The sequence below is a fragment of the Labrys sp. LIt4 genome, assembly GCF_017813775.1.
GTDB classification, from domain to species: Bacteria; Pseudomonadota; Alphaproteobacteria; order Rhizobiales; family Labraceae; genus Labrys; species Labrys okinawensis_A.
On the sequence record NZ_JAGIPY010000012.1, the window covers coordinates 68,727 to 94,332 of the forward strand.

General features: G+C 65.1%; 23 protein-coding genes. 12 read left to right on the plus strand and 11 right to left on the minus strand.

The annotated features are described in order from the left end of the window. Positions 1-3: 3 nt before the first annotated feature. From gcvA to J8I29_RS21020, 4 genes are all read left to right on the plus strand, one after another. On the plus strand, positions 4-897 hold the full coding sequence (gene gcvA / locus J8I29_RS21005) for a transcriptional regulator GcvA (RefSeq protein WP_209433140.1): 894 nt from the start codon (positions 4-6) through the stop codon (positions 895-897). Positions 898-1,096: 199 nt separating this feature from the next. Further along, a complete protein-coding gene (gene map, locus J8I29_RS21010; protein ID WP_209433141.1) occupies positions 1,097-1,846 on the plus strand; it encodes a type I methionyl aminopeptidase in 750 nt (249 codons plus the stop codon). 33 nt (positions 1,847-1,879) lie between these two features. Then, entirely contained in the window at positions 1,880-2,272 is a 393-nt protein-coding gene (locus J8I29_RS21015; protein WP_105864095.1) for an ester cyclase, read from the plus strand. 118 nt (positions 2,273-2,390) lie between these two features. Beyond that, positions 2,391-3,023 carry a LysE family translocator gene (locus J8I29_RS21020; RefSeq protein ID WP_209433228.1) on the plus strand — a complete coding sequence of 211 codons (633 nt, stop codon included), beginning with the start codon at positions 2,391-2,393 and terminating at the stop codon, positions 3,021-3,023. Positions 3,024-3,062: 39 nt separating this feature from the next. Here J8I29_RS21020 and J8I29_RS21025 read toward each other — a convergent pair whose 3' ends face one another. The 3 genes from J8I29_RS21025 to J8I29_RS21035 all read right to left on the minus strand — a co-directional run bounded on the left by J8I29_RS21025 (position 3,063) and on the right by J8I29_RS21035 (position 5,777). Then, complete coding sequence (locus J8I29_RS21025) at positions 3,063-3,407, minus strand: hypothetical protein (RefSeq protein WP_209433142.1); 345 nt, start codon at positions 3,405-3,407, stop codon at positions 3,063-3,065. A 134-nt stretch (positions 3,408-3,541) separates the two neighbouring features. Further along, complete coding sequence (locus tag J8I29_RS21030; RefSeq protein WP_209433143.1) at positions 3,542-4,759, minus strand: MFS transporter; 1,218 nt, start codon at positions 4,757-4,759, stop codon at positions 3,542-3,544. Positions 4,760-5,186: 427 nt separating this feature from the next. Next, a complete protein-coding gene (locus tag J8I29_RS21035; RefSeq protein ID WP_245197222.1) occupies positions 5,187-5,777 on the minus strand; it encodes a TetR/AcrR family transcriptional regulator in 591 nt (196 codons plus the stop codon). A gap of 164 nt (positions 5,778-5,941) precedes the next feature. On the opposite strand from J8I29_RS21035, the gene J8I29_RS21040 reads away from it, so the two are divergent. Then, positions 5,942-6,340 carry a RidA family protein gene (locus tag J8I29_RS21040; protein ID WP_105864092.1) on the plus strand — a complete coding sequence of 133 codons (399 nt, stop codon included), beginning with the start codon at positions 5,942-5,944 and terminating at the stop codon, positions 6,338-6,340. 250 nt (positions 6,341-6,590) lie between these two features. On the opposite strand, the gene J8I29_RS21045 is transcribed toward J8I29_RS21040, so the two are convergent. The 3 genes from J8I29_RS21045 to J8I29_RS21055 all read right to left on the minus strand — a co-directional run bounded on the left by J8I29_RS21045 (position 6,591) and on the right by J8I29_RS21055 (position 9,393). Then, positions 6,591-7,388 (minus strand): alpha/beta hydrolase, encoded by a 798-nt coding sequence (locus J8I29_RS21045; RefSeq protein ID WP_348536110.1) that lies wholly within the window; start codon positions 7,386-7,388, stop codon positions 6,591-6,593. A gap of 292 nt (positions 7,389-7,680) precedes the next feature. Next, complete coding sequence (locus J8I29_RS21050; RefSeq protein WP_105864089.1) at positions 7,681-8,622, minus strand: FAD-binding protein; 942 nt, start codon at positions 8,620-8,622, stop codon at positions 7,681-7,683. Between the two features lie 21 nt (positions 8,623-8,643). After that, positions 8,644-9,393 carry an electron transfer flavoprotein subunit beta/FixA family protein gene (locus J8I29_RS21055; RefSeq protein ID WP_105864088.1) on the minus strand — a complete coding sequence of 250 codons (750 nt, stop codon included), beginning with the start codon at positions 9,391-9,393 and terminating at the stop codon, positions 8,644-8,646. Between the two features lie 618 nt (positions 9,394-10,011). Between J8I29_RS21055 and J8I29_RS21060 the strand changes: the two genes are divergently transcribed. Continuing rightward, on the plus strand, positions 10,012-10,662 hold the full coding sequence (locus J8I29_RS21060; protein ID WP_209433145.1) for a hypothetical protein: 651 nt from the start codon (positions 10,012-10,014) through the stop codon (positions 10,660-10,662). 65 nt (positions 10,663-10,727) lie between these two features. Here J8I29_RS21060 and J8I29_RS21065 read toward each other — a convergent pair whose 3' ends face one another. Then, entirely contained in the window at positions 10,728-11,477 is a 750-nt protein-coding gene (locus J8I29_RS21065; protein WP_105864086.1) for a rhomboid family intramembrane serine protease, read from the minus strand. A gap of 208 nt (positions 11,478-11,685) precedes the next feature. Here J8I29_RS21065 and J8I29_RS21070 point away from each other — a divergent pair, with 208 nt between their 5' ends. Beyond that, positions 11,686-12,990: a M20/M25/M40 family metallo-hydrolase gene (locus J8I29_RS21070; protein ID WP_245197223.1), complete on the plus strand. Its 1,305-nt coding sequence runs from the start codon at positions 11,686-11,688 to the stop codon at positions 12,988-12,990. 52 nt (positions 12,991-13,042) lie between these two features. Here the strand turns inward: J8I29_RS21070 and J8I29_RS21075 are convergent, their stop codons facing one another. Both J8I29_RS21075 and J8I29_RS21080 read right to left on the minus strand, forming a co-directional pair. Beyond that, on the minus strand, positions 13,043-14,113 hold the full coding sequence (locus J8I29_RS21075; protein WP_209433231.1) for a polyamine ABC transporter substrate-binding protein: 1,071 nt from the start codon (positions 14,111-14,113) through the stop codon (positions 13,043-13,045). A gap of 427 nt (positions 14,114-14,540) precedes the next feature. Then, positions 14,541-15,221 carry a TetR family transcriptional regulator C-terminal domain-containing protein gene (locus tag J8I29_RS21080; RefSeq protein ID WP_209433146.1) on the minus strand — a complete coding sequence of 227 codons (681 nt, stop codon included), beginning with the start codon at positions 15,219-15,221 and terminating at the stop codon, positions 14,541-14,543. 254 nt (positions 15,222-15,475) lie between these two features. Between J8I29_RS21080 and J8I29_RS21085 the strand changes: the two genes are divergently transcribed. Beyond that, the gene (locus tag J8I29_RS21085; protein WP_245197240.1) at positions 15,476-16,861 is read left to right on the plus strand and encodes an aminotransferase; all 1,386 of its coding nucleotides are present in this window, start codon (positions 15,476-15,478) and stop codon (positions 16,859-16,861) included. 266 nt (positions 16,862-17,127) lie between these two features. Here J8I29_RS21085 and leuB read toward each other — a convergent pair whose 3' ends face one another. Continuing rightward, positions 17,128-18,228 carry a 3-isopropylmalate dehydrogenase gene (gene leuB, locus J8I29_RS21090; protein WP_105864082.1) on the minus strand — a complete coding sequence of 367 codons (1,101 nt, stop codon included), beginning with the start codon at positions 18,226-18,228 and terminating at the stop codon, positions 17,128-17,130. 183 nt (positions 18,229-18,411) lie between these two features. Between leuB and J8I29_RS21095 the strand changes: the two genes are divergently transcribed. After that, positions 18,412-19,584, plus strand: a complete 1,173-nt coding sequence (locus J8I29_RS21095; protein ID WP_209433148.1) for a hypothetical protein — start codon at positions 18,412-18,414, stop codon at positions 19,582-19,584. A 121-nt stretch (positions 19,585-19,705) separates the two neighbouring features. Next, positions 19,706-21,880 carry a primosomal protein N' gene (locus J8I29_RS21100; protein ID WP_209433149.1) on the plus strand — a complete coding sequence of 725 codons (2,175 nt, stop codon included), beginning with the start codon at positions 19,706-19,708 and terminating at the stop codon, positions 21,878-21,880. 51 nt (positions 21,881-21,931) lie between these two features. Here J8I29_RS21100 and J8I29_RS21105 read toward each other — a convergent pair whose 3' ends face one another. Then, on the minus strand, positions 21,932-22,825 hold the full coding sequence (locus tag J8I29_RS21105) for an SDR family oxidoreductase (protein WP_209433150.1): 894 nt from the start codon (positions 22,823-22,825) through the stop codon (positions 21,932-21,934). Between the two features lie 92 nt (positions 22,826-22,917). Here J8I29_RS21105 and J8I29_RS21110 point away from each other — a divergent pair, with 92 nt between their 5' ends. After that, positions 22,918-23,784: a helix-turn-helix transcriptional regulator gene (locus tag J8I29_RS21110; protein ID WP_245197224.1), complete on the plus strand. Its 867-nt coding sequence runs from the start codon at positions 22,918-22,920 to the stop codon at positions 23,782-23,784. Positions 23,785-24,050: 266 nt separating this feature from the next. Beyond that, entirely contained in the window at positions 24,051-25,586 is a 1,536-nt protein-coding gene (locus J8I29_RS21115; RefSeq protein WP_209433152.1) for an aldehyde dehydrogenase family protein, read from the plus strand. The last annotated feature ends 20 nt before the right edge of the window (positions 25,587-25,606 follow it).

Below are 25,606 nucleotides of genomic sequence, written 5' to 3' on the forward strand. Positions count from 1 at the left end.
ATCATGCCGCGCAAACTTCCTCCCCTTCACGCCCTGCCGAGTTTCGAGGCCGCCGCCCGGCATCTGAGTTTCTCCAGGGCGGCGCAAGAGCTCAACGTCACCCATGGCGCCGTCAGCCGGGCGGTCAAGAATCTGGAGGACCAGCTCGGCGTCCTCCTGTTCGAACGCACGAGCCGCACGGTGCGCCTGACCACTGTCGGCGAACCCTATGCACGGGCGGTTCGCGACATGCTCGACCAATTGGGGGCGGCCACCGCCGCGGCGACGGCCCACCAGTCGGGCTCGACCCTGAACGTCAGCACCTCCGATGGGTTTGCGGGGCGATGGCTGGTGCCGCGCCTCTATCGTTTCCATCGCGCACATGGCGATATCGACGTGCGGGTTTCGACCACCGGCAGGCTGACCAACTTCCTGGGCGACGGCATCGACATCGCCATCCGCTATGGCAGCGGCAGCTATCCGGGCCTCGTCTCCGAATTCCTCGCCGACGAAGAGGTGTTTCCCGTCTGCAGCCCCAGGCTGCTGGAGGGGGAGCATCCACTGCGCCGGCCCGAGGATCTCAGGCATCACACCCTGATCCATGATGGTTTTCCGATCAATTGGGCCGGCTGGCTTGCCAGCGCCGGGGTCGGGGGCGTGGACCCGCATGGCGGGCTCACCTTCGATTCCTATTCCTTTGCCGTCGAATCCGCCGCGCAAGGTGAGGGAGTGGTGCTGGGCCGCACCATGCTGGTCGCAGCCGATCTCAGAGCCGGGCGCCTGGTGCGCCCCTTTGAGCACGCCCTCAAATCCCTCTCCAGCTTCTATGTCGTCTATCCGCCCGACGCCATCCGCCAGCGCAAGGTGAAGGCCTTTCGCGACTGGTTGTTTGCGGAGATGGCGCCGCCGCCGGCTTGACCACGCCCCCAGGCCTTGCAGCAGAGGCTCGGCGTGCCCTATTTAGGGCAGCAGGATCTCGAAGCGGCGATGCGCGCGAAGCGAGCGGCCAGACAGGAAACCAGGAGGTTTCGGCCGCTTCCTTGTCTTCCGATACGGGGAGCCGGAACGACGGACCCCTTTCCTTTTCTCCAATTTCTTTGAGAACGCACGGCATATCATGACGGTTTCGAACGAAGACGAATTGCTGAAGCTCAAGGAGGTCGGCCGCATCGTCGCCAATACGCTGGCGGCGATGGGAGCGGCGCTCGAGCCCGGCATGACCACGGCCGAGCTCGACGCGATCGGCCGCAGGCTCCTCGAACAGGAGGGCGCCCGCTCTGCGCCCGAGCTTTGCTACGGTTTTCCCGGCGCGACCTGCATCAGCGTCAACGAGGAAATCGCGCACGGCATCCCCGGCCAGCGCCGGATCGAGCCGGGCGACCTCGTCAATATCGACGTCTCCGCCGAGAAGGACGGCTTTTTCGGCGATACCGGTGCGTCCTTTGCCGTGGAGCCGGTCTCCAAGGCCACGCAGCGCCTCCTCAGGGACGGCAAGCGGGCAATGTGGACGGGCATCCGCCAGGTGGGCGCCGGCCTGCCGCTTGCCAATATCGGCAATGCCATCGGCGAATTCGCGCGCAAGAACCGCTATACGCTGGTGCGCAATCTCGCCAGCCACGGTGTCGGCCGGTCCCTGCATGAAGAGCCTAAGGAGCTCGCGACCTGGCCTGACAACTCCGAGCGTCGGAGGATGCAGGAAGGCCTGGTGTTTACGGTGGAACCGTTCCTTTCCCTGGGCGCCGAATGGGCGGCGGATGGCGAGGACCCCTGGACGCTGTTCAGCGAGCCCCGCGCCCCGACCGTGCAGTATGAGCATACGGTGGTGGCGACCCGCACCGGGCCGCTCGTCCTCACGCTGCCGGCGTGATGCCACCCCCCGACGATGCGAGGAGCAAGCGCGATGGAAGCCACAACTCTCGCCGACCTCTACCGGGCCTATATCGCCTGCCTCAACCGGCAGGACTGGAACGAGCTCGGGCGCTATGTCGATGAAGGGGTCGAACATAATGGCCGGCGGCTGGGCCTGTCAGGCTACCGCGGCATGCTCGTCAAGGATTTCGAGGACATTCCCGATCTTGCCTTCCATATCGACCTCCTCGTTTGCGAACCGCCCCGGGTGGCGGCCCGTCTTGCCTTCGACTGCACGCCGAAACCCGGCTTCCTCGGCCTGAAGCTCGATGGGCGCAAGGTCGCGTTCACGGAGAACGTGTTCTATGCCTTCAAGGCGGAGAAGATCGCCTCGGTATGGTCGATCATCGACAAGGCCGCGATCGAGGCCCAGCTGGGTCGCTGACGACCAGCTCGCGCAAGGGGCGGGAACATGCCGTGGCGCCGCGCCCCGGTCTGCGACAGGCTGAAAATCCGGTGCTATGGTCGCCACTCCGATCCCGCAGCCGATGGAAGCCGCCACCATGCCCCCCTATGACGTGTTGCTCGCCTTCATCGTCACGACGGCGCTGTTTTCCGTGCTGCCGGGCCCCTCCATGCTCTATGCCGCAGCCAGGACCATGGCGGGCGGGCGCCAGGCCGGGCTGATGGCGGCGCTCGGCCTGCATCTGGGCGCCTATGTCCATGTCGCCGCCGCGGCCGCCGGTCTGTCGGTGCTGTTCCACGCGGTGCCCATCGTCTATGCCGGCGTCAAGCTCGCCGGCGCTCTCTACCTGATCTGGCTCGGCATCACGCTGTTCCGGACGCGGCAGGGCGCCGATGCCGGGGCGATCGGCAGCGGCGGCCGCTCGGCCCGCCAGGCCTTCGTGCAAAGTATCACCGTCGAGGTGCTCAATCCAAAGACAGCGCTGTTCTTCCTGGCCTTCCTGCCGCAATTCGTCGATGGCGCCGCTCCTTTTCCGCTCTGGCTGCAATTTGCCATCCTCGGCACGGTCGCCAATGTCCTGTTCGGCCTCGTCGACATCGTGGTCGTGATGCTGGCCGCCGTGATCATCGGCCGGCTCAAGCGCTCCTCCGGCGTGCAGCGGCTGATGCGCCGCATCGGCGGGGCGATCCTGGTCGGCATGGGCGTCCACCTCGCCTTGCAAAGAGGCTAGCGAAAGCCCTCCGGCCTTGATCATGAAGGCCGGAGGAACTCAGCTGCATTGCTGCGCCACCAGCCCTTGATAGAAGCCGAGTTCGGTCACCCTCGCCGACCGGTCGGCATCGGGATTCAGTTGGGCCGTCCCGCATCGCCGCATGACGGGGGCCGCCGTTTTCAGCGCGTCGACCCGCCGTCGGTAGACCAAGCAGATGGCGGCCTTGTCGGTCGCACTGACAGCCCTCAGTTCCCGGTCTGAAGCCCGCATGGCCTGTTCCGCCTCCACGACCTCGGTGGTGCAGGCGGATCTGTAGGGCGAGAGAACGATCCACGACGCCAGAAAGGCGATCGCAGCCACCGTCACGAGAAGGGGTGCCTTCCACTTCCTGAGTAACGGCATGGAGACGGCCTCCGATTCTGGTTTTCTCCATCAACCGGATTCGTACGCTTCCTCCACCCCAAATCAAGGACGCCTTTCGTACGCGGGCGCCGAGGGCGCAAGAAACCCTCGGCGCCCGCGCGGCATAGAAGCCCTCACCCGGCCGGTGCCAATTGCTCCCGCGACCTGGCGAAAGGCCGGAAGGTCAGGGCAATCAGCGTGGCCGCAATGCCCATGCCCCAGGAGCCGACATAGAGCCACAGATAGCTGTTGAAGTGATCGTAGATTACGCCGCCCAGCAGCGGTCCCATTGCCATGCCCAGGCTGCCGGCCATCGCAGTGCCGCCGATGATGGTGCCCATCATCTTGAGCGGGAAATTCTCGCGCACGATCACGGCGTAGAGCGGCATCACGCCGGCATAGATGAAGCCCACCAGCACCGCCACCGCATAGAACTGGCCGAGCTGGCTGGCGAAGACGTAGAACAACACGCCGAAAGATTGTCCGAACAGGCCGATCACCAGCATGCGCTGAGCGCCGAAGCGATCGCCCATCAGACCGAAGCCGATGCGCCCGAACATGCCAGCCAGCCCCTCGACGCTGTAGATGGTGACGGCGGCGATCATCGGGATGCCGCAGGTCACGGCGTAGCTCACCGTGTGGAAGATCGGCCCCGAATGCGTGGCGCAGCAGAAGAAATTGGCCAGCATCAGCACGATGAACTGCGGCGAGCGCACCGCCTGACGGGTGGTCATCTCCGATTGCGGCTCGTCGGCCAGTGCCGCTTCGTTTCCCTGCTCCAAAGCAGGCGGACGGCGCAGCAGCAGGGAAGTCGGAATCATGGTGACGGCGGCGATGGCTGCGATGATCAGCATCGACGTCCGCCAATCATGGATGGTGACCAGCCAGGCGGCAAGCGGCGCCATGGTCATCGGCGCCATGCCCATGCCGGCCGAGACCAGCGAGACGGCAAGGCTGCGCTGGGTATCGAACCAGCCGGTGACGCAGGCCATCATCGGCGCGAACATGGCCGCCACCGCCACGCCCACCAGCACACCGAAGACGAGCTGGAACTCGACCAGCGATCCGACCTGGCTGGCCAGGGCCAGGCTGGCGGAGAGCAGGATAGCGCCGGCCAGCACCACCGGGCGCGGGCCAAAGCGATCGGACAGATTGCCCCAGACCATGCTGGCCAGCGCCATCGCCAGGAAGCTGAAGGTCATGGCGGTGGAAATGCCGGTCACCGACCAGCCGGTCGCCGCCGACATGGGTTTGAGGAAAACCGGCAGCGAAAACATCGCGCCGATGGCAACGCATCCAAGCAAGCCGCCAGCGGCGACGATCACCCAGCGATAGGAATTCTTGTCCATCATGGTCCACCCGTTCCTGTGCCGCGGGCTGCATCGCGTCTAGCGCTCTGCCGGAAAGGACAGAAACGCAACGACGTGACGGTACAGGGTTTGGGAGCCGGAAACGCTCCACATCCGAGCGCGTTCTGCCCCAGGCCTGTCGCGGCGATACCTCAAGGACGCACGAGCAGCCGTCGATCCGACATGCGGTTGCAAATTTATTCTGGTTGCATAGTGCTATCAGAAAATTCGCTCCGCTGAAACTCGGCATGACGGGCGAGGACAGACCTCGTCAGCCTCTTCCTGCCGTGCCCCGTTTCCGGCCGAAATCGTGGTTGCAAGCCTCCCCTTTGGCCGAGCTTCGTCTCGGCCCGCGACCGCAACTCTGCCACTGGCAGCCGGGAGGACGGGAGTAACAAATCCGGCGACATTCCGGGACGAGGGAACAGGTCTAAGCTTGGCGCAGGCCCGTCGCCAAGGCGCGAAAAGCCTCCACGGCCTTGGGCAAGACCTTCTCCGGATCCTCGCTCGCCGCGATCCACAGGGCGGCGTTGAGCGCGGCCGCGCTCAAGAGCCGGGCCGCGGCCTCGGCATCCAGCGGTTTCATGATGCCCTGCCCGATCAGGCGTTCGACCGTTCGTTTCGTCACCTGCAGGCAATTGTCCTGGCTTGGCCATTGCGAGGGATCACCGAGGACCGCCGGCCCATCCAGCAGAACGATGCGTTGCACCTCCGGATCGAGCGCCATTTCGATATAGGCCACGCCCTCGATCAAAAGGCCTTCCCATTCGTCCCGGGCCTGGGCGGCCGCCTGATGCGCACGCTCCGCCATCTCGGCGTCGATCTGGTTGACCACGGCGGCCAGAAGCCCACGCTTGTCACCGAAATTGTGGTAAAGCGCGCCCCGCGTCAGCCCGGCATCGGCTGTCAGCTCGTCCATCGAGGCGGCGGCGTAGCCGGTTTTCGCAAACGCCCTGCGCGCGGCGGCAATCAGCTTGGCGCGGTTCTCCTCCATCGTCTCGGCCCGGCGTCTGGCAGCCATTGCAGCTCCCCTTCATATACGCATCGTATCTGACTTGACATACGGAACGTATGTCCATAATTCTAGATACGAAACGTATATCAAATGCGACGGGGCCATGTGAAGCCCTCGCGGTATCGCTCGAGATCCGCACATCGCCGCATCACCAAGAAAGGGTTGAAGACATGGCACGGCGTGAAGCAGTTTTCCCGACCGACCGGCATGCGCTTTACGAGGCGCATGGCTATTCGGCAGCGATCCGGTCGGGGGACCTCCTGTTCGTTTCAGGGCAGGTCGGCAGCCGTCCGGACGGTTCGCCGGAGCCCGACTTCGAGCGCCAGGTGCAACTGGCCTTCGACAATCTGAAGGCAACGCTGAAGGCGGCAGGCTGCGGTTTCGACGACATCGTCGATGTAACCAGCTTCCATACCGATCCCGAAAACCAGTTCGAGACCATCATGGCGGTGAAGAACCGGATCTTCGATCGGCCGCCCTATCCGAACTGGACGGCCATCGGCGTGAACTGGCTGGCTGGCTTCGACTTCGAAATCAAGGTCATCGCCCGCATTCCCGAGGAAGCCTGACCCGTTCTACGTCCTGGCGGCACCCTCCGAAAGCGTGGAGGTTTCCAGGAGCGAGTTCCACACCTACACCGTCGGGGATCTCGTGCTGCCGAAGCGTGCGCCGACCACCTGGTCATCCTGGTGCTCTCCCGAGCGGTGCCCGGGCCGATCAGGCCCGGCATGGTCCTGGACGTTCCTCGAAGCCTTAACCTGGGCCCCATCTCGCCGATGCCACCAAGGGTAGCCTGCTCTCTCCAGCTGAAGAAATCGATCAGCGCGCCATCACGCCGTCGATCCATGCCCGTACTTCGGGCAGGACATAGCCGAGGCTGAGATGGCCGGCCCCTTCAATCGGTACGAAGGTCTTGGGCTGGTTGGCCTGTTCGAACAGGGCTTTGCCGAACTCGAAGGGAATGACGCCATCGGCGGTGCCGTGCACGACGAGCAGCGGCGCCTTCACCGCGGCGATACGCTCGTCGGAGGGGAAGGGGTCCAGCATCACCCAGCGCACCGGGAACAGGCCATAGAGGCGGGAGGCCACGGCGAGAGCCGAGGTGAAGGGTGAATCGAGCACCATCGCGCCCACCTTGTGGCGCGCCGCCAGGGCGACCGCCACGCCGGACCCGAGCGACTGGCCCACCACCACGATCCGCTCGGGCGCGGCGCCGAGGGCCAGGGCCTTGGCATAGGCTGCTTCCGCATCGAGCAGCAGCCCCCGCTCGGAGGGCGAGCCGGTGGAGCCGGGATAGCCGCGATATTCCACCGCCATCAGGCCGTTGCCGCCGGCGACCAAGGCCCGCAGCAACTCGGTCTGCAAGGTGAGATTGCCGCCATTGCCATGAAAATAGAGCAGAAGGGGTTGCCCCGGCGCGGGCGCGACATGCCAGGCGATCAGCGTTTCGCCATCCTCGGTGCGCAGCTTCACGACCTCGGCACCGGCGATGGCTGGCGGGAGTACCTCGCCCCCTGGCTGGAAGACGAAGGAGCGCTGGGCAAAGGCCAGAGCCGCGAAGGCCGCCAGATAGAGCGTCGCAGCCAGGGCGGCGACGAAGATAAGGAATTTCGACACGGACCGGATTTCCAGCGGCGGCACATGAAACGCAATTCGCCACGAGCCGGTAGGGAAGGCAAGAGCGGAGGGGACAAGTAAGGGTGGGATCGACGGCCACTTCATACAAACGTCATTGCGAGCGCAGCGAAGCAATCCAGTGCCCAGAGAACGCATCGAGTGCGGCTGCTGGATTGCTTCGCTGCGCTCGCAATGACGACCTCCACCATGTTTCCAAAGAAAATGTGCCGGCCCACGAGGACCGGCACATTGAAATCATCCGATGGGAATGGGCGGATGCCGCCCGTTCTCCCTACTTGCCGATCTTGGCAAGCTCGTCCTTGAGTTCCGGCAGGGCGGTGTAGAGATCGGCGACCAGGCCATAGTCGGCGACCTGGAAGATCGGGGCCTCTTCGTCCTTGTTGATGGCGACGATGACCTTGCTGTCCTTCATGCCGGCCAGATGCTGGATGGCGCCGGAGATGCCGACGGCGATATAGAGGTCGGGGGCGACCACCTTGCCGGTCTGGCCGACCTGCCAGTCGTTGGGAGCATAGCCCGCGTCCACCGCGGCGCGCGAGGCGCCCATGGCAGCGCCGAGCTTGTCGGCCACCGGCTCGATATAGGTGGCGAAGTTCTCGCGGTTGGCCATGGCGCGGCCGCCCGAGATGATGATCTTGGCCGAGGCCAGTTCCGGACGGTCCGACTTGGCCAGTTCCTCGCCCTTGAAGGTGGAGAGGCCGGGATCGGCGGCGGCCGCCGCCGGCTCCACCGGCGCCGAACCGCCCTCGCCGGTGGCGGCGAAGGAGGCGGTGCGCACGGTGATCACCTTCTTGGCGTCGGCCGAGGTCACGGTCTGGATGGCGTTGCCGGCATAGATCGGCCGCTCGAAGGTGTCCGCCGAGACGACCTTGACGATGTCGGAGATCTGCATGACGTCGAGCAGGGCTGCAACGCGCGGCAGCACGTTCTTCCAGGCGGCGGTCGAAGGCGCCACGATGGCGTCGTAGCCGCCGGCCAGCGAAACGATCAAAGCGGCCGTCGGCTCGGCCAGGCGGTGCTCATAGGCGGCGTCGGCCACCAGCACCTTCTCGACGCCCTGGAGCTTGGCGGCTTCCTGGGCCGCGGCCTGGGCATTCGCGCCGGCTACCAGCACATGTACCGGCCCGCCGAGTTCCTTGGCGGCGGTAAGGGCACGGTTGGTGACGTCCTTGATGCCGGTGGCGTCGATTTCAGCGATGAGAAGAGTGGTCATGATAGAGGTTTCCTTCTCGGCTCAGATGACGCCGGCTTCGTTCTTGAGCTTGTCGACCAGCTCGGCCACCGAGCCGACCTTCTTGCCGGCCTGGCGTGCCGGCGGCTCCACCGTCTTCACCACGGTCAGGCGCGGCGCGATGTCGACGCCGAGCGCCTCGGGGCTGGTCTCGTCGATCGGCTTCTTCTTGGCCTTCATGATGTTGGGCAGCGAAGCATAGCGCGGCTCGTTGAGGCGCAGGTCCGTGGTGATGATCGCCGGCAGGTTGAGCGAGACGGTCTGCAACCCGCCATCGACTTCTCTGACAACATCGATCTTGTCGCCGCCGACTTCGAGCTTGGAAGCGAAGGTACCCTGCGGCCAGCCCAGCAGCGCCGCCAGCATCTGGCCGGTGGCGTTCATGTCGTCGTCGATCGCCTGCTTGCCGAGGATGACCAGGCCCGGATTCTCGTTGCCGATCACAGCCTTGAGCAACTTGGCGACCGCCAGCGGCTCGACCGTGGCGTCGGTCTTGACCAGGATGCCGCGGTCGGCGCCCATGGCAAGGCCTGAACGCAGCGTCTCGGCAGCCTGGGCCGGTCCGATCGACACGACGACCACCTCGCTCGCCTTGCCCGCCTCCTTCAGACGCAGAGCTTCCTCCACGCCGATCTCGTCGAACGGGTTCATCGACATCTTCACATTGTTGAGATCGACACCCGTGCCATCGGCCTTGACGCGGATCTTCACATTGTAATCGACGACCCGCTTGACGGGCACGAGCACTTTCATGGGGCTTCTCCAGACGGGGAACCGGAACGATGAGCGATATGAAACGACCGCATAATGGCCTTGCCCCTTCCGCGCTATCGGCGAACCGACACGTCACGTCGCGGCAAGACCGCCGCCGCTTGAACTAGATGACGCAAGTCAGCTAAAGGGCGCGGCTTTTTGTGTCAACGCGACATTTGCGTGACTCCGGCTAGCCAAGGCATCCGCACGGCATGCCGCCGGTTGGCCAAGCTGGCCGAGACATTCGCCTCATCCGGCCACCCTCGCGTCAATTATGACGAGGTCACGATGAGCGATTGTACAGGCAGGCTCGCAAACAAAACTTGGTACCCAGCTACTACCTTTTTGAAATTTACTGCCGGAATGCTTCGGGACAGAATTCATCATACAGAACAATTCGTGAGAACAAGCTGTTGAAAACCACCTTCGGCAAAAAGATCGCCTTGTCGAAGCACGGTCTCTCGGTTGATTTCCAACATAGGTTTGCTCGCTACTCCCTAAACCTGCGCGCTACTGACGCAGCCAAGCGTTTTGGCCGCGGCTTTGCGCGGCCGAGGCATGGAGCACGAACAAGAATGAAGATCTCCAGCCAACGCCTGAACGGAAAGCAGGTTCTGAATGTTCAAGACGAGTGTGAAATTCTCCGGCGCCCTCCTCCTGGCAGCCGCCCTTGCGAGCTGCGAAACGGCGGGCATGTTCCCCCAGCCGGGACAAGCCTATATCAAGGAAGTCAGCGTTACCGCGTCGCCCTCCCGCAGCCCGGCGCCACCCGGCGCGGAAACCCGCCTTCAAGCCACCGTGGTTAACGAGGCAAGCCGCTTTCCGCAGACCGGCGCGCCCAAGCGCGTCGCTATCGTGATCGAATCCTATCATCTTAAAAATCCGGCGCTGTCGCTGTTGATTGGCGACCAGAACCACATGGGCGGCACCATGCTGGTAAGCGATGTCGGCTCCACTGCCCCGCCCAAGGCCGTGCCGCTCTATGTCCAGGATGCCTACCAGGTGCAGGGAGTGATAGGCGCGGTGCAGGCCGCAGCGCAGGACCGCTCCCTGGTCGAAAGCCGACTTGTCAGTGCTGCCAGCAGTTCCGTGCTCGAAAAATTCTACGGCACCAAGCTGCTGGGGGCCTATGTACGGACCGCGCGTTCGGCTGCCCCGGTTCCCGGTCCGGCTGCCATCCAGCCCGAACCGGCGGCCCAGCCCCAACCGGCCAAGCCACATGCTGGCAAGCCCCGGCACAGCAAACCCAAGCCCGCCGCAGCGAACTGATGGCGCATAAGGCTCTCGCGACATAACGAGAGATAAGGCTTCGCCGGCAGCGGTTGCGCCGGCTCTCAATCGAACGTGTCGCGCCAGTCGTTCTGCGCCTGGGGCGGCGCGTTGTCGAACAAGGGTGCGTCGGCCCGCTTGAGCGGCAGCACCAGAATGGCACCGGCGACCAGCCCGCCAAGATGGGCGAACCAGGCGATGTCGTCGGTCGAGGTGACGAAATAGGCGTAGAGCGCGAAATAGGCCTGATAGAGGATCCAGGCCCCGATCGCCCAATAGGCCGGCAGCTTCAGCGGAATGCGGAAGAACAGGAGTACCCAGATCTTCACCTTGGGATGCAGCAGCACATAGGCGGCCACCACCCCCGAGATCGCCCCGGACGCTCCGATCAGCGGACTGGTGGAATCCTGCGCGGTCAAGGCATAGGCGAAAGAAGCCAGCACGGCGCAGGCCAGATAAAAGAACAAATAGCGCCAGCGTCCGAGGTCATCCTCGACATTGTCGCCGAACACCCACAGGAACAGCATGTTGCCGGTCAGATGCATCCATGAGCCGTGCACGAAGGAGGAGGTGATCGGCGTCAGCCATTCCGGCACCCTGATATATTCGGGGGGCAGCTGCATCTTCTGGAACAGCACCACCGGAATCATGCCGTAGGAATAAGTGAAGCCAGCCGTATCCGCCACGAAGGTACCGGGCACATAGCCCGACTGGAAGAACACGAACACCAGCACATTGGTGGCGATCAGCCCCCAATTCACGTAAGCCCGGGTGATACGCCGGTGCGGGTTGTCGTCATAAAGCGGTATGATCATCTCGCGCCCCGTATCGCATGCCGATGCAAGTCGCGTGACGGCAACACCAATGTAAGGCGAGTAGCAGCGGGAATAAAGGTCGGACAGCGAGCAGAGCCGTTGGCGCAGGCTATTTACCGTCATCCCGCATACTATTTTGATAATGCGCGGCATTTATGCATCATCTGCCCAGGTCATTGGAGGGTGATCGCAGTCCTAGAGGAACCAGATGCTCCGTTGCTCGCGATCTCGCGCCGCTGCCCTTGCCGTCGTCATGGCCGCCCTGCCGGCCCTGGCCATCTCCGCCGAGACCAGCCCCGCCTTGGCCGCCCCACAGGAGGCCGTGCTCAAGCAGGCCGAAGCGCAGCGCCAGTCCTTGATCGATACCATGAAGGCGCTGGTCTCCATCGAATCGGGCAGCAAGGACCCCGATGGCCTGGATGAGATCGCCGCGCTGATCGCGGACCGCCTCAAGGCCCTGGGCGGAGAGGTGCAGCAGATCGAGCCGAAGGACGTCTACCGCATGCAGGATACGCCCGAGAAGCTCGGCAAGGTCGTGCTTGCCCGCTTCACCGGCACGGGCACCAAGAGAATCCTGCTGATCGCCCATATGGACACGGTCTATCTCAAGGGCATGCTGGCCCAGCAGCCCTTCCGCATCGACGGCGACAAGGCCTATGGCCTCGGCATCGCCGATGACAAGCATGGCGTCGCCCTCGCCCTCACCACCGTCGCGCTGCTGAAGGAATTGAATTTCAGGGACTACGGCACGCTGACGGTGATGATCAACGGCGACGAGGAGATCTCTTCGCCCGGTTCGCGCGCGCTCCTCACCGAAATCGGCGCCGAGCAGGACGCCGTGTTCTCGCTGGAAGGCGGGGGCACCGGCACGAACAAGATCACCCTCGCCACTGCCGGCATCGGCGCCGTCGCCCTCAAGGTCGAGGGCAAGGCCTCCCATGCCGGGGCCGCACCCGAGCGCGGCGTCAACGCGCTTTATGAACTGGCGCACCAGATCCTGCAGATGCGCGACCTCTCCGATCCCAAGCTCGGCCTCAAGCTGAACTGGACGGTGGCCAAGGCCGGCACCAACCGCAACGTCATCCCGGCCGAAGCGACCGCCCAGGCCGATGTGCGCATGCAGCGCATGGCCGATTTCGATCGCATCGAGAAGACGGTGAAGGAACGCATCGCCAAAAAGCTCCTGCCCGACAGCAAGATCGAGGCGGTGTTCGAGCGCCGCCGCCCGCCCCTGCAGCCCAGCGACGCCGGGCGCGCCTTGGCGGCCCGGGCCGGCACCATCTATGGCGAGATCGGCCAGAAACTGACGGTGATCGACAAGGCCGGCGGCGGCGGCACGGACGCCGCCTTCGCAGGGCTGAAGGCCAGGGGACCGGTACTGGAAGGCCTCGGCCTGCGCGGCTTCGGCGCCCATTCCAACGACGCCGAATATGTCGAGCTCGATTCGGTGGTGCCGCGCCTCTATCTGCTGGCGCGGCTGATCATGGACGTTTCGGCCGGCAAGGCGAAATAAGCGGAGCCCGGCCGGGCGCGGCAAGCCCCTGCCGTGCCTCCTGGCCGAGCCCCTATTCGTTGGTCTTGATGTTGGTCCAGGTCCGCGTCCACAGCTTCTGGATCTTGGCGTCCGGCGCAGTGGTGGTGAACAGGCGTGCCATGGTGGCCTCGTCGGGGAAGATGGCGGGATCCTTGAGGATCTCGGGCTTGATGAACTTTTGCGCGGCGAGGTTGCCGGTGGCGTAGGAGATGAACTCCGTGTTTCTCGCGGCAATCTCAGGGCGCATCATGTAGTCGATGAAGGCATGGGCTTCCTCGACATGCTGGGCATCCCTGGGGATGGCCCAGCCGTCGACCCAGATCAGGGCGCCTTCCCTGGGCACGACATAGCGGATGTCGACCAGGGGGCTGGCAGGCGACTTGGCGTGGGCCTCGATGGCGCGGTTGCGCGCCTGAATGACATCGCCGGCCCAACCGACGACCAGGCAGAGATCACCGGCGGAGAGCGCACTGAGATAGCCCGAGGAACTGAAGGTGCGGACATAGGGCCGGATGGCCTTGAGCAGATCCCCCGCCTTGGCAATGTCCTCGGGATTCTTGGAATCGGGGTCGAGGCCGAGATATTTCAGAGCGGGTGGGATCAGTTCGTCGGGAGTATCGAGGATACTGACGCCGCAATCGGCGAATTTGGCGAGGTTCTCCGGCTTGAACACGATGCTCCAGCTGTCGATCGGCATATCCCCCAAGCGTTTCCTGGCCATCTCGACATTGTAGCCGATGCCGGTGGTGCCCCACATATAGTTTACGGCGTATCGGTTGCCCGGATCGTAGAAGGCCAGGCGCTGGAACACCTCGTCCCAGCCATGTTTGAGATTGGGGATCCTGACCTTGTCCAGCGGCTGGAACACGCCGGCCGCGATCTCGCGCTTCAGGTTGGGACCGGTGGGATCGACCACGTCATAGCCTGAATGGCCGGCATAGAGCTTGGTCTCCAGCACCTCGTTGGAATCCATGGTGTCATAGACCACCTTGATGCCGGTCTCCCTGGTGAAGGATTCCAGGGTAGCGGGATCAATGTAATCGGCCCAGCTATAGACGTTGACGACTCTGTCGCCTGCCATGGCAAGGCTGGACGACAGCATGGCCGTCAGGGCCGCACCGGCCACTACCAAACATTGGAACGGACGGAAGCGACTTCGGCGGGAAAGCTGTTTTTGTATCTGGATGGGGCGAAACGGCATGGATATCTCCTCTGGACGTGCGTCATCATTGCCGCCGGCGCCATACGCGGACGGATGGGGTGCGGTCCCGCACGAAGGACCACGATTGCGGTGACGGATGTCGGGCGATCTCGCTGCGTCAAATGCGGGCTCGACCGCTCGCGCCGAGAAAACTTGCTCGGCGTGGCTCAGAAATCCGGATAGGCTAAGCGAGGGCGCTTCGGCGCTTCCGCACCAGCAGCCCGAGTGACGAATTCGATCAGACTATTGCCTGGAGCAAGCCACCCAGCCAGCTCTCGGGCATTTTTGTCTCGGCACTGGCAATAAGCGTTTCCTCCTTCCCGCTCGCTCAGGACGGTTGGGCTTCCGGCACGGATCGGCCCCGGGATGCTCGCTCCGTCGGAACAGGTCCCGACGGCGTGAAATGGTCGGGCAGCACGATGGCAAGATGCGAGGCCGCGACATCGCGCGCTTCTTCCCGCGACAGGTTCTTGGGCGCGATCAACAGATGCAGCCACAGGCCTTCGAGCATGCATACGATCGCGCGTGCCAGCTTGCGCGCATCGATGCCGGCGGGCACCAGTTCGGCACAGAGCTCGGCGACGACGTCCAGATTCTCCTGGTCGGTCGCGTTGCACATGCTGCGATAGGTCGGGCGCGCCTTCGCCTCGCCGCGAAAAGCGCACCAAGCCGCCAGTTTGCGGGGCGTGCAGATGCTGCGGTCGAAATCAGCCAAGACCATGGCCCAGAGCTTTTCCGGAGCCGATGGGCCGGCCTGCGCAAGCGCAGCACGCCAATGATCGCGATATTCGTCCGATAGGAAACGCAACGTCTCCAGCAGCAGTTGTTCCTTGGTCTCGAAATGGAAGTTCACGATGCCGCGGGACATGCCGACCGTCTCGGCGACGACACCGATCGTGGTGCCTTCATAGCCGTAGCGGGCCAGGCAATCGATCGTCGCGTCGATCAACTCGCTTCGGCGCTCGGCCCGGTTGATCCGCGCGCGGCTTGTCCCTGTAGCAGTACTCATCCTGGTGCGACCATCCTGTCTCGCCGCGCAATCCAAGCGCGGCGTATTTGCGGCATGCTTGGCGAGAACGGCAGGATTGTCAATGCTGTTTTTTGCTATACGTTCGTTCAGTATATTGCCTTTAACTGAACGAACGTATAGCAATTAGAGAAGTGGTTTTCGGCGAAAAGGCCGTTGATGGACCTGCCTTTGGTCATGTCGCGGCTGAAAAAGACGAGGTGACGACGATGACGACGATCGGCTCGACGGCAGTGATGATGGCGGCGGTGGAGAAGAATGTCGCAGAGCGCGCCAAGCGTCATCTGATCCAGCCTTGGCCGGTGGCGGAAACCGTGGGCGACGAGGCCCGCCCGCTGATCGGCGAGGGCGAGGGCATCTACATCACCGATGCCGCGGGCAAGCGTCTGATCGACGGCCCCGCCGGTATGTGGTGCACCAATATCGGCCATCGTCGGCGGGAACTTGCCGACGTCATGCATGAACAGGCGATGGCGCTGTCCTACAACTCGCCCTGGTACACCACGAACCCGCCCTCTGTCGCGCTGGCCGAGCGGATCGCCGCCCATGCGCCGGGCGATCTCAACCATGTCTTCTTCACCACCGGTGGTTCCTCGGCCGTGGAGACGGCGCTGCGCTTCATGCAGTTCTACAACAATGTGCGCGGGCGCCCCGACAAGAAACTGATCCTGAGCCGCGGCAGCGCTTATCACGGCTCGACCTATCTTTCCGCCTCGCTTAATGCCCGCCCGCGCGACAATGACTGGATGGACAGCGCCGGCGATCTCGTGGTCAAGCTTTCGGCGCCGAACCCGTTCCGCCGCCCCCGCGGCACAACGGTAACCGAATTCGCCGACTTCCTGGTCGACGAGTTCCGCGACACCGTCGCCCGGGTCGGGGCCGGGCGGATCGGGGCCTTCGTCGCTGAGCCCATCCAGGCCTCGGGCGGCGTCATCGTGCCGCCGGATGGCTATCTCCCGCGCATCCGCGAGATCTGCAGGGCCAACGACATCCTCTATATCTCCGACGAGGTGGTGACGGCCTTCGGCCGGCTCGGCCATGTCTTCGCTTCGAGAGAGGTGTTCGGGCTCGATCCGGACATGATCACCTTCGCCAAGGGCGTCACTTCGGGCTATTTTCCGCTGGGCGGCGTGGTGATTTCCGAACGCCTCCTCGAAGACCTCAGGCGCTCCAACCACCCCGAGGCGATGTTTGCCCACGGCCTGACCAACACCAGCCATCCCATCGGTTGCGCGGTCGCCCTGAAGAATCTCGATATCCTGGAAGGCGGTGTCCTCGACCATGTGCGCGAGGTCGTGCCCTATTTCCAGGCCCGGCTCCACAGCCTCGCGGACCTGCCCTTGGTCGGCGAGGTGCGGGGCGTCGGCATGATGGCCGGCATCGAATGTATCGCAGGACCTGCCGGCGCGGAGGGCGGTGCGCTCGACGAGACCATCGGCAAGCGCATCGACGGCCATTGCCAGGAACTCGGCCTGCTGGTGCGCCCGATCGTCAACATGTGCGTGATGTCGCCGCCGCTGACCATCACCCGCGCCCAGATTGACGACATGGCCGCCATCCTGCGCGAGGGCATTTCGCGGACGATGGACGACCTCGAACGCGAAGGCCTGTGGCGACGCTAAAGCGTTTTGCCATTTGGCGGAATCGCCAAGAAACGCAAAGACGCGCCAAACCAAGGAGCCAGAGCAAACAAGCGTTCACGCCTGAACGCGCTTTGCTCTGGGTTCGTCCATCACCGAACGAACCGAATTGGCTCGACGTTTGTCATTGCCGGGCCTGACCCTGCAATCCAGTCTCCACCCCATAAGTCGAAGGCGGGGTGCTCCTGAATGGGCGGGTCAGTCCGGGCATGACAAAGATGGCGCTTCAGTTATTTCCGGACGACGCCTTACCCCATTGCCTTGATCACGGCCGCGCCCATCTCGCTGGTCGAGACGGCATTCTGGCCGGCGCTGGCGATGTCCTTGGTGCGCAGACCCTCGCTGAGCACCGTGGAAATAGCGGCGTCGAGGCGATCGGCAGCCTCCGAAAGCCCGAAGGAATAGCGCAGCGCCATGCCGAAGGAGGCGAGCGTGGCAATCGGATTGGCAAGGCCCTTGCCGGCAATGTCGGGGGCCGAGCCATGCACCGGCTCATACATCGCCTTGCGCTTGCCGGTCTTGGCGTCCTCGGCGCCGAGCGCGGCGGAAGGCAGCATGCCGAGCGAGCCGGTCAGCATGGCGGCGACGTCGGAGAGCATGTCGCCGAACAGGTTGTCGCAGACGATCACGTCGAACTGCTTGGGCGTGCGCACCAACTGCATGCCGCAATTGTCGGCCAGGATGTGCTCGAGCTTGACGTCGGCATATTCGGCCTTGTGGACTTCGCTGACGACCTGCTTCCACAACACGCCGGACTTCATGACATTGTGCTTTTCGGAGGAATGCACCAGGCCGCGGCGCACCTTGGCGAGGTCGAAGGCGACGCGCGCGATGCGCTCGATCTCATGGGTGGTGTAGACCTGGGTGTCGACGGCGCGCTTCTCGCCGTTTTCCAGCGTGACGATCTCCTTGGGCTCGCCGAAATAGACGCCGCCGGTGAGCTCGCGCACGATCATGATGTCGAGACCTTCGACCAGTTCTCGCTTGAGCGAGGAAGCTTCGGCGAGCGCCGGATAGCATACGGCGGGACGCAGATTGGCGAAGAGGCCGAGATCCTTGCGCAGGCGCAGCAGGCCCGCCTCGGGACGCGCCTCATAGGGAACGTCTGCCCATTTCGGACCACCGACCGCGCCGAACATCACCGCGTCGGCCTGATCGGCCCGCTTCATGGCGTCCTCGGAGATCGCCTTGCCATGGGCGTCATAGGCGGCGCCGCCGACCAGATCCTCTTCCGTCTCGAAGGAGGCGAGGCCGGTCTTGTTGAGGAAGGCGATCAGGCGTTTGACCTCCGCCATCACCTCGACACCGATACCGTCGCCAGGAAGAAGGAGGAGCTTTTGCGTCGCCATGACCTGTCACCTTTGATTGGAATGCCGGCTGATTAGACGAGCAGGGGGGAAGGTGCAAGCGAGGAGGCGCCCTGCCATCCCCGGACGGCGCTGTTCCCCAGGAGACTCGACCTTTCCCCCGGGCCTGCCCCAGATTGCGCGCGAATCGCGTCCGTCGGCACGGCGACGATAGGGAGCCTGTTCGTGAACGAGCCTACGCAAGATCTCTGGCGCAATCTGAAGCGCCCCCTGGTCGCCATTCTTCTCGGCGTGCTGCCCTTCTGGCTTTTCCTGGGCGCTTCCGAGAGGCGTAAGGTCAATGGCGAGGTGGTGTTCGAATCCGACCTGAACCTGCTGGGCGTCGGGATGGCGATCATCGCCCTGGGCCTCGCCTTCACCATGCTGCGCCGCGACGGCTCTCCCGGCCAGCCGCAGCGCTGGTGGCCGCGCACCCTGCTGGTGATTGCAGCCATTCCTCTGGCCCTGTTCCAGCTCGGCTATTCCATCGGCTTCTACAGCTTCAAGGACATCGAGATCGCCGTCTTCGGGCGCCCGGCCCCACCGCCGCCTGACTATGCCGGGCTGGCTCCCGACGTGAAGAAGAGCGTCGCCGAACGATCCAAGACGCAGGACCAGGGCCACTTGCATGACGACATCGTCAACACCTTGCTGCGCATGACCGAGGCACGCAGCCGGCACAATGCCTATGCGACGGCATGCTACCGGGGGCAATGGCAAATGGCGGAAACAGCCCTGCCCGGCATGCTCGGCGAGGCTGGCCGCAGCCAGATCGCCGAGAGAGTGCGCAGCCTGGCGTCCGAACCGGCATCCCCCTGCACGCCGAACAATGCCCGCCTCTACATCACCAAACTTTCCGAGGCTTATTCGCACGACGCGGACATCCTGGCGATCCTGGTCGCCGCTTACGAGGGCCGCTTCGGCACCGCACCGGCGGCTCAGATAGTCCCCGCCACGCCTCCCGCCATCGAAGGCGTGCCTGTCACCGTGGATGCCAGCATGGAGGAAGCCCAGCGCGCCTTCGGCACCACCAGCCCGCCCCAGCCCTACACCAGCGCCGGCGGCGAACGGCTGGCGCTCTATCCGGGCAAAGGCTTCGCCCTCTATCTCTCGGACGACAAAAAGGTCGAGACCATCCGCCTCGACGCTCCTTTCGAAGGCAAGGTCGGCGGAGTCAGGATCGGCGACAGCCTGATCACCCTCAAGCGTCTGATGGGAGAACCGGTGGGGGAGCCCTTCCCGGGAACAGGGCTCGACACCCTCGCCTATCTCTACCATCTGCCCGGCGGCATCACGGCCCGCTTCGATACCAGCGCCGGCGACGGCGTGCAGGCGATCCTGCTGTTCAAGACGAACTAGCGGGAGCGAGCGGCTTGGTCGGCGTGAGCCGCCCTTGACAGACTCAGCCCCCTCCCCGACCTGTCGGGGATGATCGTGGCGCATATCCCATCGAGGCAGGCCTCCCGGAGCGCGGGGGCCCATGGCTAATCCGGGCGAAGTCGTCGAGGTGCTGCTGCCGGTGGCGCTGGAGCGCACCTACAGCTACCGCGTGCCCTTCGGCAATACGCTGATGCCGGGCGATGTGGTGCGGGTCACCCTCGGCCCGCGCGAGGTGGTCGGCGTGGTCTGGGATGGCGACGGCGTGCTGCCCGCCTCCTCCAACCGGCTGAAATATGTCGAGGAACGCCTCGACATCCCCCCGCTCGGGGCCGAGATGCGCCGCTTCATCGAATGGGTGGCGAATTGGACGCTGACGCCGCGCGGCATGATCATGCGCATGGCCCTGCGTGCACCGGAATTGCCGCCGGAGAAGCAGAGGCTCGGCTACCGCCTGGGCAAGCACGAGCCCGAGCGGCTCACGGCGGCACGCCGGCGCGTGCTCGACCATCTGTCCGACGGCTTCGTGCATGAAAAGCGTGCGTTGATCGAGGCCACCGGTGTGTCGTCGAGCGTGGTCGACGGCCTGGTCGATGCGGGCGCGGTCGAGCCCCTGGCCCTGCCGCCGGAGCCGGTTGCCGGCACCCCGAATCTCGCCTTCGGCAGCGCCAGCCTGAACGAGGCCCAGGCGCTGGCCGCTGCCAGCCTCTGCCAGGCCGTGGCGGCCCGGCGCTTCTCGGCGACCCTGCTCGAAGGCGTCACCGGCTCGGGCAAGACAGAGGTCTATTTCGAGGCGGTGGCCGACGCCGTCAGGCAGGGTGGACAGGCCCTAATCATGCTGCCCGAGATCGCGCTGACCAACCAGTTCCTCGACCGCTTCGCCGAACGCTTCGGCGTGCGCCCGGCCGAATGGCATTCGGGCGTATCGGCCAACAAACGGGCCAGGCTCTGGCACGGCATCGCCAAGGGCGAGGTTGCGGTGGTGGCCGGCGCACGCTCGGCCCTGTTCCTGCCTTTCGTCGACCTGCGCCTCATCATCGTCGACGAGGAACATGACAGCGCCTACAAGCAGGAGGATGGGCCGCGCTACAATGCCCGCGACATGGCGGTGGTGCGAGCCCGGCTGATCGATGCGCCGGTGGTGCTGGCTTCGGCCACACCCTCGATCGAGTCCCGCGTCAATGCCGATCGTGGCCGCTACGGCCATATCACCCTGCCCCAGCGCTTCGGCGGGCGGGCGCTGCCGGCCATCGCCACGGTCGACATGCGCGAAGGCGGGCCCGAGCGCGGCAAGTTCATCGCGCCTAGCCTGGTCTCGGCCGTCAGGGAAACGCTCGCGGCCGGGGAACAGGCCCTGCTCTTCCTCAACCGGCGCGGCTATGCCCCGCTGACCCTCTGCCGCAAATGCGGGCACCGCTTCCAATGCCCCAACTGCACGGCCTGGCTGGTTGAGCACCGTTTCCGCAAGAGCCTGGTCTGCCACCATTGCGGCCATACCGCGCCGGTGCCGCGGCATTGCCCGAGCTGCGAGGGCGAGGACACGCTCACCCCTTGCGGCCCGGGGGTGGAGCGTATCGCGGAGGAGGTCTCGGGCCTCTTTCCCGACGCCCACACCGTGATCCTCTCCTCCGACATCCATGGCAGCGCCGAGCGCCTGCGCCAGGAACTCGACAGCGTCGCCAGGGGCGAGGCCAATCTCGTGATCGGCACGCAGCTCGTCGCCAAGGGGCACAATTTCCCGCATCTGACGCTGGTGGGCGTGGTCGATGCCGATCTCGGCCTCGGTACCGGCGACCCGCGCGCGGCCGAGCGCACCTTCCAGCTCCTCGGCCAGGTCACCGGCCGGGCCGGGCGCGGCGAACGACCGGGGCGGGCCCTGCTGCAGAGCTACGATCCCTCGCATCCGGTGATGCAGGCGCTGGTCTCCGGCGACAAGGAAAGCTTCTATGCGCGCGAGATCGCCGTGCGCGCCAAGGCCGGCCTGCCGCCCTATGGCCGCATGGCCGCGCTGACCATTTCCGATGAGGACCGCGGCAAGGCGGAGGGCTTCGCCCGCCAACTCGCCAAATCGGCGCCCTTCGATGCCGCCTTGCGCGTGCTCGGCCCGGCCGAGGCGCCGATCGCGGTGATCCGCGGGCGCCACCGCATGCGCCTGATCCTGCAGGCCCCGCGCGACTTCGCGCTGCAGGACTATATCCGCGCTTGGCTCGCCGCCGGGCCGAAGGTGACGGGCCAGCTCGCGGTGGATATCGACATCGACCCGATGAGCTTTGCATGAGGCTCCCCTCTCCGAAGCGGGAGAGGGGGCGGAGGTAAGGGGAATAGCCCCTTATACGCCGTAATCCATCGCCTCGAGATCGGCGATCAGGCCAGGCCCGACGGGCTGCCACCCCAGCTTGCGGCGGGTCTGCTCGCTGGAGGCCGGCATGTCGTGGCCGACAAACAGGCCGAGCCAGCCGAAATGAGCTCCGGCCTCGCCGGTAGCGATGGATTTGACCGGCACTTTCAAGCCGCGGCCGATTACCTCGGCGATTTCCCGCTGCGTCACGCCTTCTTCCGCCACCGCATGATATTTCGAACCCGGCTCGGCCTTCTCGAGTACGAGGCGGTAGAGGCGGGCGACATCGAGGATGGGGGCCGCCGCCCAGCGGTTCCGGCCCTCCTCGACATAGGCCGACACGCCCTTTTCGCGAGCCAAAGCGATCGCATAGGTGACGAGGCCCTGCCTGACGGTGTCGTGAACCTGGGGAAGGCGCACCACCGAAACGTTTCCGCCCTCAGCGGCCACTGCCGCGGCGGCCTCTTCGGAGGCCGCGCGGGGGTTTACTTTCGAACTGATCACCGGGCCATCCTCCCTGGCCAGTTCGCCGGGCACCGTGCTGGCCATGGCCGTGCCCGAAGTCACGATCAGGGGTTTGTCGGAGCCGGCGAGCGCGGAGCCGAGCGCCGCGATCACGCGGCGGTCATCCTCGCAATTGGCGGCGAAGGTCGAGAAATCATGGTTGAAGGCGAGGTGGATGACGCCGTCCGAACGGGCAGTGCCGGCCTTGAGGCTGTCGAGATCCTCCAGCGAGCCGCGATGGGCTTCGGCACCCGCCGCGGTCAGGGCCGCTACCTTCTCCTCGGAACGGACGAGGCCGAGCACCTGATGGCCCGCCCCGATCAACTCCTTTACGACGGCCGAGCCGATGAATCCGGTCGCGCCGGTCACGAATACGCGCATAATCAAGTCTCCCAGCAAGATAGGAGACAAGCATCGGGCTTTGGATTATCCTGGTAAAGTAGTGACTTTATCGTATTATAATGGCTAACAGGATGAGCGGACAGACCACGCAGGAGATCCGGCTCGGCACCTATTTGAGGGATCGCCGCGCCAAGCTCGACCCGGCCGCCTTCGGCTTCGGTCCGGCGCGCCGCCGCACGCCTGGCCTGCGCCGGGAAGAGGTCGCCCAGCGGGCCAATATCAGCCCGACCTGGTACACCTGGCTCGAACAGGGGCGCGGCGGCGCGCCCTCGGCCGATGTGCTCGACCGCATCGCCCGTGCGCTCCTGCTGACCGAGGTCGAGCGCGAACATCTCTTCCTGCTCGGCCTGGGACGCCCGCCCGAAGTGCGCTACCGCAAGGGCGAGGACGTCACGCCGCGGCTGCAACGCGTGCTCGACGCTCTCCACCCGAGCCTGGCCCTGGTCAAGACCGCGACCTGGGACATCGTGGCCTGGAACAAGGCGGCGGCTGCGATTCTGACCGATTATGGCGCGCTGCCGCCGCAGCAGCGCAACGTCCTGCGCTTCATGTTCCTCGACCCGCGCGTGCGTGCCGCCCAATATGACTGGGAGAGCGTGGCCCGCTTCGTGGTGGCGACGTTCAGGGCCGACACGGCGCGCGCGGGAGCTGCGGCGGAAGTGGAGCCCCTCATCGAGGAGCTCTGCCGGCTCAGCCCCGAATTCGAGGCCATGTGGCGAGACAACGATGTCCGTGCCCATGGCGACGGCGTCAAGCGCCTGCGCCACCCCGTGCTCGGCCCGATCACGCTGGAATATTCGGCCTTCGCCGTCGACGGCCGCCCCGATCTGAGCATGCTGGTCTACAACCCGACGCCGGAAGACCGCGACAGGATCAGGGCCTTCCTCGACGGGGAGGCAAGCCCCTCTCCCGGGTCGGGAAAGGGCAGGTCAAGTTAAACGCGAGGGTTCCCCTCACCCCTGCCCTCCCCGGCGCGCGGCTCGCGCCATTCGCTCACCATCGATTCCCGCATGGCCCACGGCATTCGGGATGCCGCCTATCTGCAGCGTCTCCAGCACGAAAACGACCTCGAAAAACCGGATTTTTCCAGGCTCTGCGCCGCCGTGGAAAGAAGCTGAGAATCCGCGCGGCGCCCCGGGGGTTCCCCAGGGCCACCAAAAAAGGTATGAGCGTCGCCACATCGCGTTGAATTGAGCGAGTCATCATGACCAGTCCTGCCGCCGAAACCCGCCAGCTTCTCGAGGCTCTCGGGGTTCCGGCCAGCCGCTTCACCGGCGGCTCCCGCACCGTTCGCACCCCTCTCACCGGCGAGGCCATCGGCGCCGTCAAGGACGACAGCCCGGCCGGAGCCAAGGCCGCCATCGGCAAGGCACAGGCCGCTTTCGAAGCCTGGCGCAAGGTGCCGGCACCGCAGCGCGGCGAACTGGTGCGCCTGCTCGGCGAGGAACTGCGCGCCGCCAAGACCGAGCTCGGCCGCCTGGTCAGCCTCGAAGTCGGCAAGATCGCCTCCGAGGGCCTGGGCGAAGTGCAGGAGATGATCGACATCTGCGACTTCGCCACCGGCCTGTCGCGCCAGCTCTACGGCCTCACCATCGCCACCGAGCGCGGCGACCACCGCATGATGGAGCAATGGCATCCCGCCGGCGTGGTCGGCGTGATCTCGGCCTTCAACTTCCCCGTCGCGGTGTGGAGCTGGAACGCGGCGCTGGCCTTCGTCTGCGGCGACAGCGTGGTGTGGAAGCCCTCCGAGAAGACCCCGCTCACGGCACTGGCCGTGGAAGCCATCTTCAGCCGCGCCGCCAAGCGCTTCGGCGGCGTACCCGACGGCCTGTTCACCCTCATCCTCGGCGCCCGCGAGGTCGGCGAGGCGCTGGTGGAGGATCCGCGCGTGCCGGTCGTCTCCGCCACCGGCTCCACCGCCATGGGTCGCATCGTCGGCGAGCGCGTCGCCCGCCGTTTCGGCCGCTCGATCCTCGAGCTTGGCGGTAACAATGCCTCGATCGTCACGCCCTCGGCCGATCTCGATCTTGCCTTGCGCGCCATCGCCTTCGCCGCCATGGGCACGGCCGGCCAGCGCTGCACCTCGCTGCGCCGCCTGATCGTGCATGACAGCGTCTATGACGAACTCGTCGGCAAGCTGAAGAAGGTCTACGCTTCCATCAGCGTCGGCAATCCCCTCACCACCGAATCGCTGGTCGGTCCGCTGATCGACAAGGCCGCCTTCGACGGCATGCAGAAGGCGCTCGAGGAGGCCCGCAAGGCCGGCGGCACCGTGCATGGCGGCACCCGTGTCACGGAAGCCGGCCCGCAGGAGGCTTATTACGCCCGTCCGGCCCTGGTCGAGATGCCGGAACAGGTCGGCCCCGTCGTTAACGAAACCTTCGCCCCGATTCTCTATGTGCTGAAATATAGCGAGTTCGACGAGGCCCTGGCGCTGCAGAACGGTGTGCCGCAGGGCCTGTCTTCCTCGATCTTCGCCACCGACATGCGCGAGGTCGAGCGCTTCGTCTCCGCCCAGGGCTCCGATTGCGGCATTGCCAATGTCAATATGGGCCCGTCGGGCGCCGAGATCGGCGGCGCTTTTGGCGGCGAGAAGGAAACCGGCGGCGGCCGCGAGAGCGGCTCGGATGCCTGGAAGGCCTATATGCGGCGCCAGACCAGCGCCATCAATTACGGCCGGACCCTGCCGCTGGCGCAGGGCGTGAAATTCGATGTCGACGACGGAGGGACGAGCCCTTGAGGATGGCGGAGACGAGACGC

What these genes read in the sequence shown, in the direction of transcription:
- gcvA (WP_209433140.1), top strand. Translation starts at nt 4, where the DNA reads ATGCCGCGCAAACTTCCTCCCCTTCACGCCCTGCCGAGTTTCGAGGCC.
- map (WP_209433141.1), top strand. Translation starts at nt 1,097, where the DNA reads ATGACGGTTTCGAACGAAGACGAATTGCTGAAGCTCAAGGAGGTCGGC.
- J8I29_RS21015 (WP_105864095.1), top strand. Translation starts at nt 1,880, where the DNA reads ATGGAAGCCACAACTCTCGCCGACCTCTACCGGGCCTATATCGCCTGC.
- J8I29_RS21020 (WP_209433228.1), top strand. Translation starts at nt 2,391, where the DNA reads ATGCCCCCCTATGACGTGTTGCTCGCCTTCATCGTCACGACGGCGCTG.
- J8I29_RS21025 (WP_209433142.1), bottom strand. Translation starts at nt 3,407, where the DNA reads ATGCCGTTACTCAGGAAGTGGAAGGCACCCCTTCTCGTGACGGTGGCT.
- J8I29_RS21030 (WP_209433143.1), bottom strand. Translation starts at nt 4,759, where the DNA reads ATGATGGACAAGAATTCCTATCGCTGGGTGATCGTCGCCGCTGGCGGC.
- J8I29_RS21035 (WP_245197222.1), bottom strand. Translation starts at nt 5,777, where the DNA reads ATGGCTGCCAGACGCCGGGCCGAGACGATGGAGGAGAACCGCGCCAAG.
- J8I29_RS21040 (WP_105864092.1), top strand. Translation starts at nt 5,942, where the DNA reads ATGGCACGGCGTGAAGCAGTTTTCCCGACCGACCGGCATGCGCTTTAC.
- J8I29_RS21050 (WP_105864089.1), bottom strand. Translation starts at nt 8,622, where the DNA reads ATGACCACTCTTCTCATCGCTGAAATCGACGCCACCGGCATCAAGGAC.
- J8I29_RS21055 (WP_105864088.1), bottom strand. Translation starts at nt 9,393, where the DNA reads ATGAAAGTGCTCGTGCCCGTCAAGCGGGTCGTCGATTACAATGTGAAG.
- J8I29_RS21060 (WP_209433145.1), top strand. Translation starts at nt 10,012, where the DNA reads ATGTTCAAGACGAGTGTGAAATTCTCCGGCGCCCTCCTCCTGGCAGCC.
- J8I29_RS21065 (WP_105864086.1), bottom strand. Translation starts at nt 11,477, where the DNA reads ATGATCATACCGCTTTATGACGACAACCCGCACCGGCGTATCACCCGG.
- J8I29_RS21070 (WP_245197223.1), top strand. Translation starts at nt 11,686, where the DNA reads ATGCTCCGTTGCTCGCGATCTCGCGCCGCTGCCCTTGCCGTCGTCATG.
- J8I29_RS21075 (WP_209433231.1), bottom strand. Translation starts at nt 14,113, where the DNA reads ATGCTGTCGTCCAGCCTTGCCATGGCAGGCGACAGAGTCGTCAACGTC.
- J8I29_RS21080 (WP_209433146.1), bottom strand. Translation starts at nt 15,221, where the DNA reads ATGAGTACTGCTACAGGGACAAGCCGCGCGCGGATCAACCGGGCCGAG.
- J8I29_RS21085 (WP_245197240.1), top strand. Translation starts at nt 15,476, where the DNA reads ATGATGGCGGCGGTGGAGAAGAATGTCGCAGAGCGCGCCAAGCGTCAT.
- leuB (WP_105864082.1), bottom strand. Translation starts at nt 18,228, where the DNA reads ATGGCGACGCAAAAGCTCCTCCTTCTTCCTGGCGACGGTATCGGTGTC.
- J8I29_RS21100 (WP_209433149.1), top strand. Translation starts at nt 19,706, where the DNA reads ATGGCTAATCCGGGCGAAGTCGTCGAGGTGCTGCTGCCGGTGGCGCTG.
- J8I29_RS21105 (WP_209433150.1), bottom strand. Translation starts at nt 22,825, where the DNA reads ATGCGCGTATTCGTGACCGGCGCGACCGGATTCATCGGCTCGGCCGTC.
- J8I29_RS21110 (WP_245197224.1), top strand. Translation starts at nt 22,918, where the DNA reads ATGAGCGGACAGACCACGCAGGAGATCCGGCTCGGCACCTATTTGAGG.
- J8I29_RS21115 (WP_209433152.1), top strand. Translation starts at nt 24,051, where the DNA reads ATGACCAGTCCTGCCGCCGAAACCCGCCAGCTTCTCGAGGCTCTCGGG.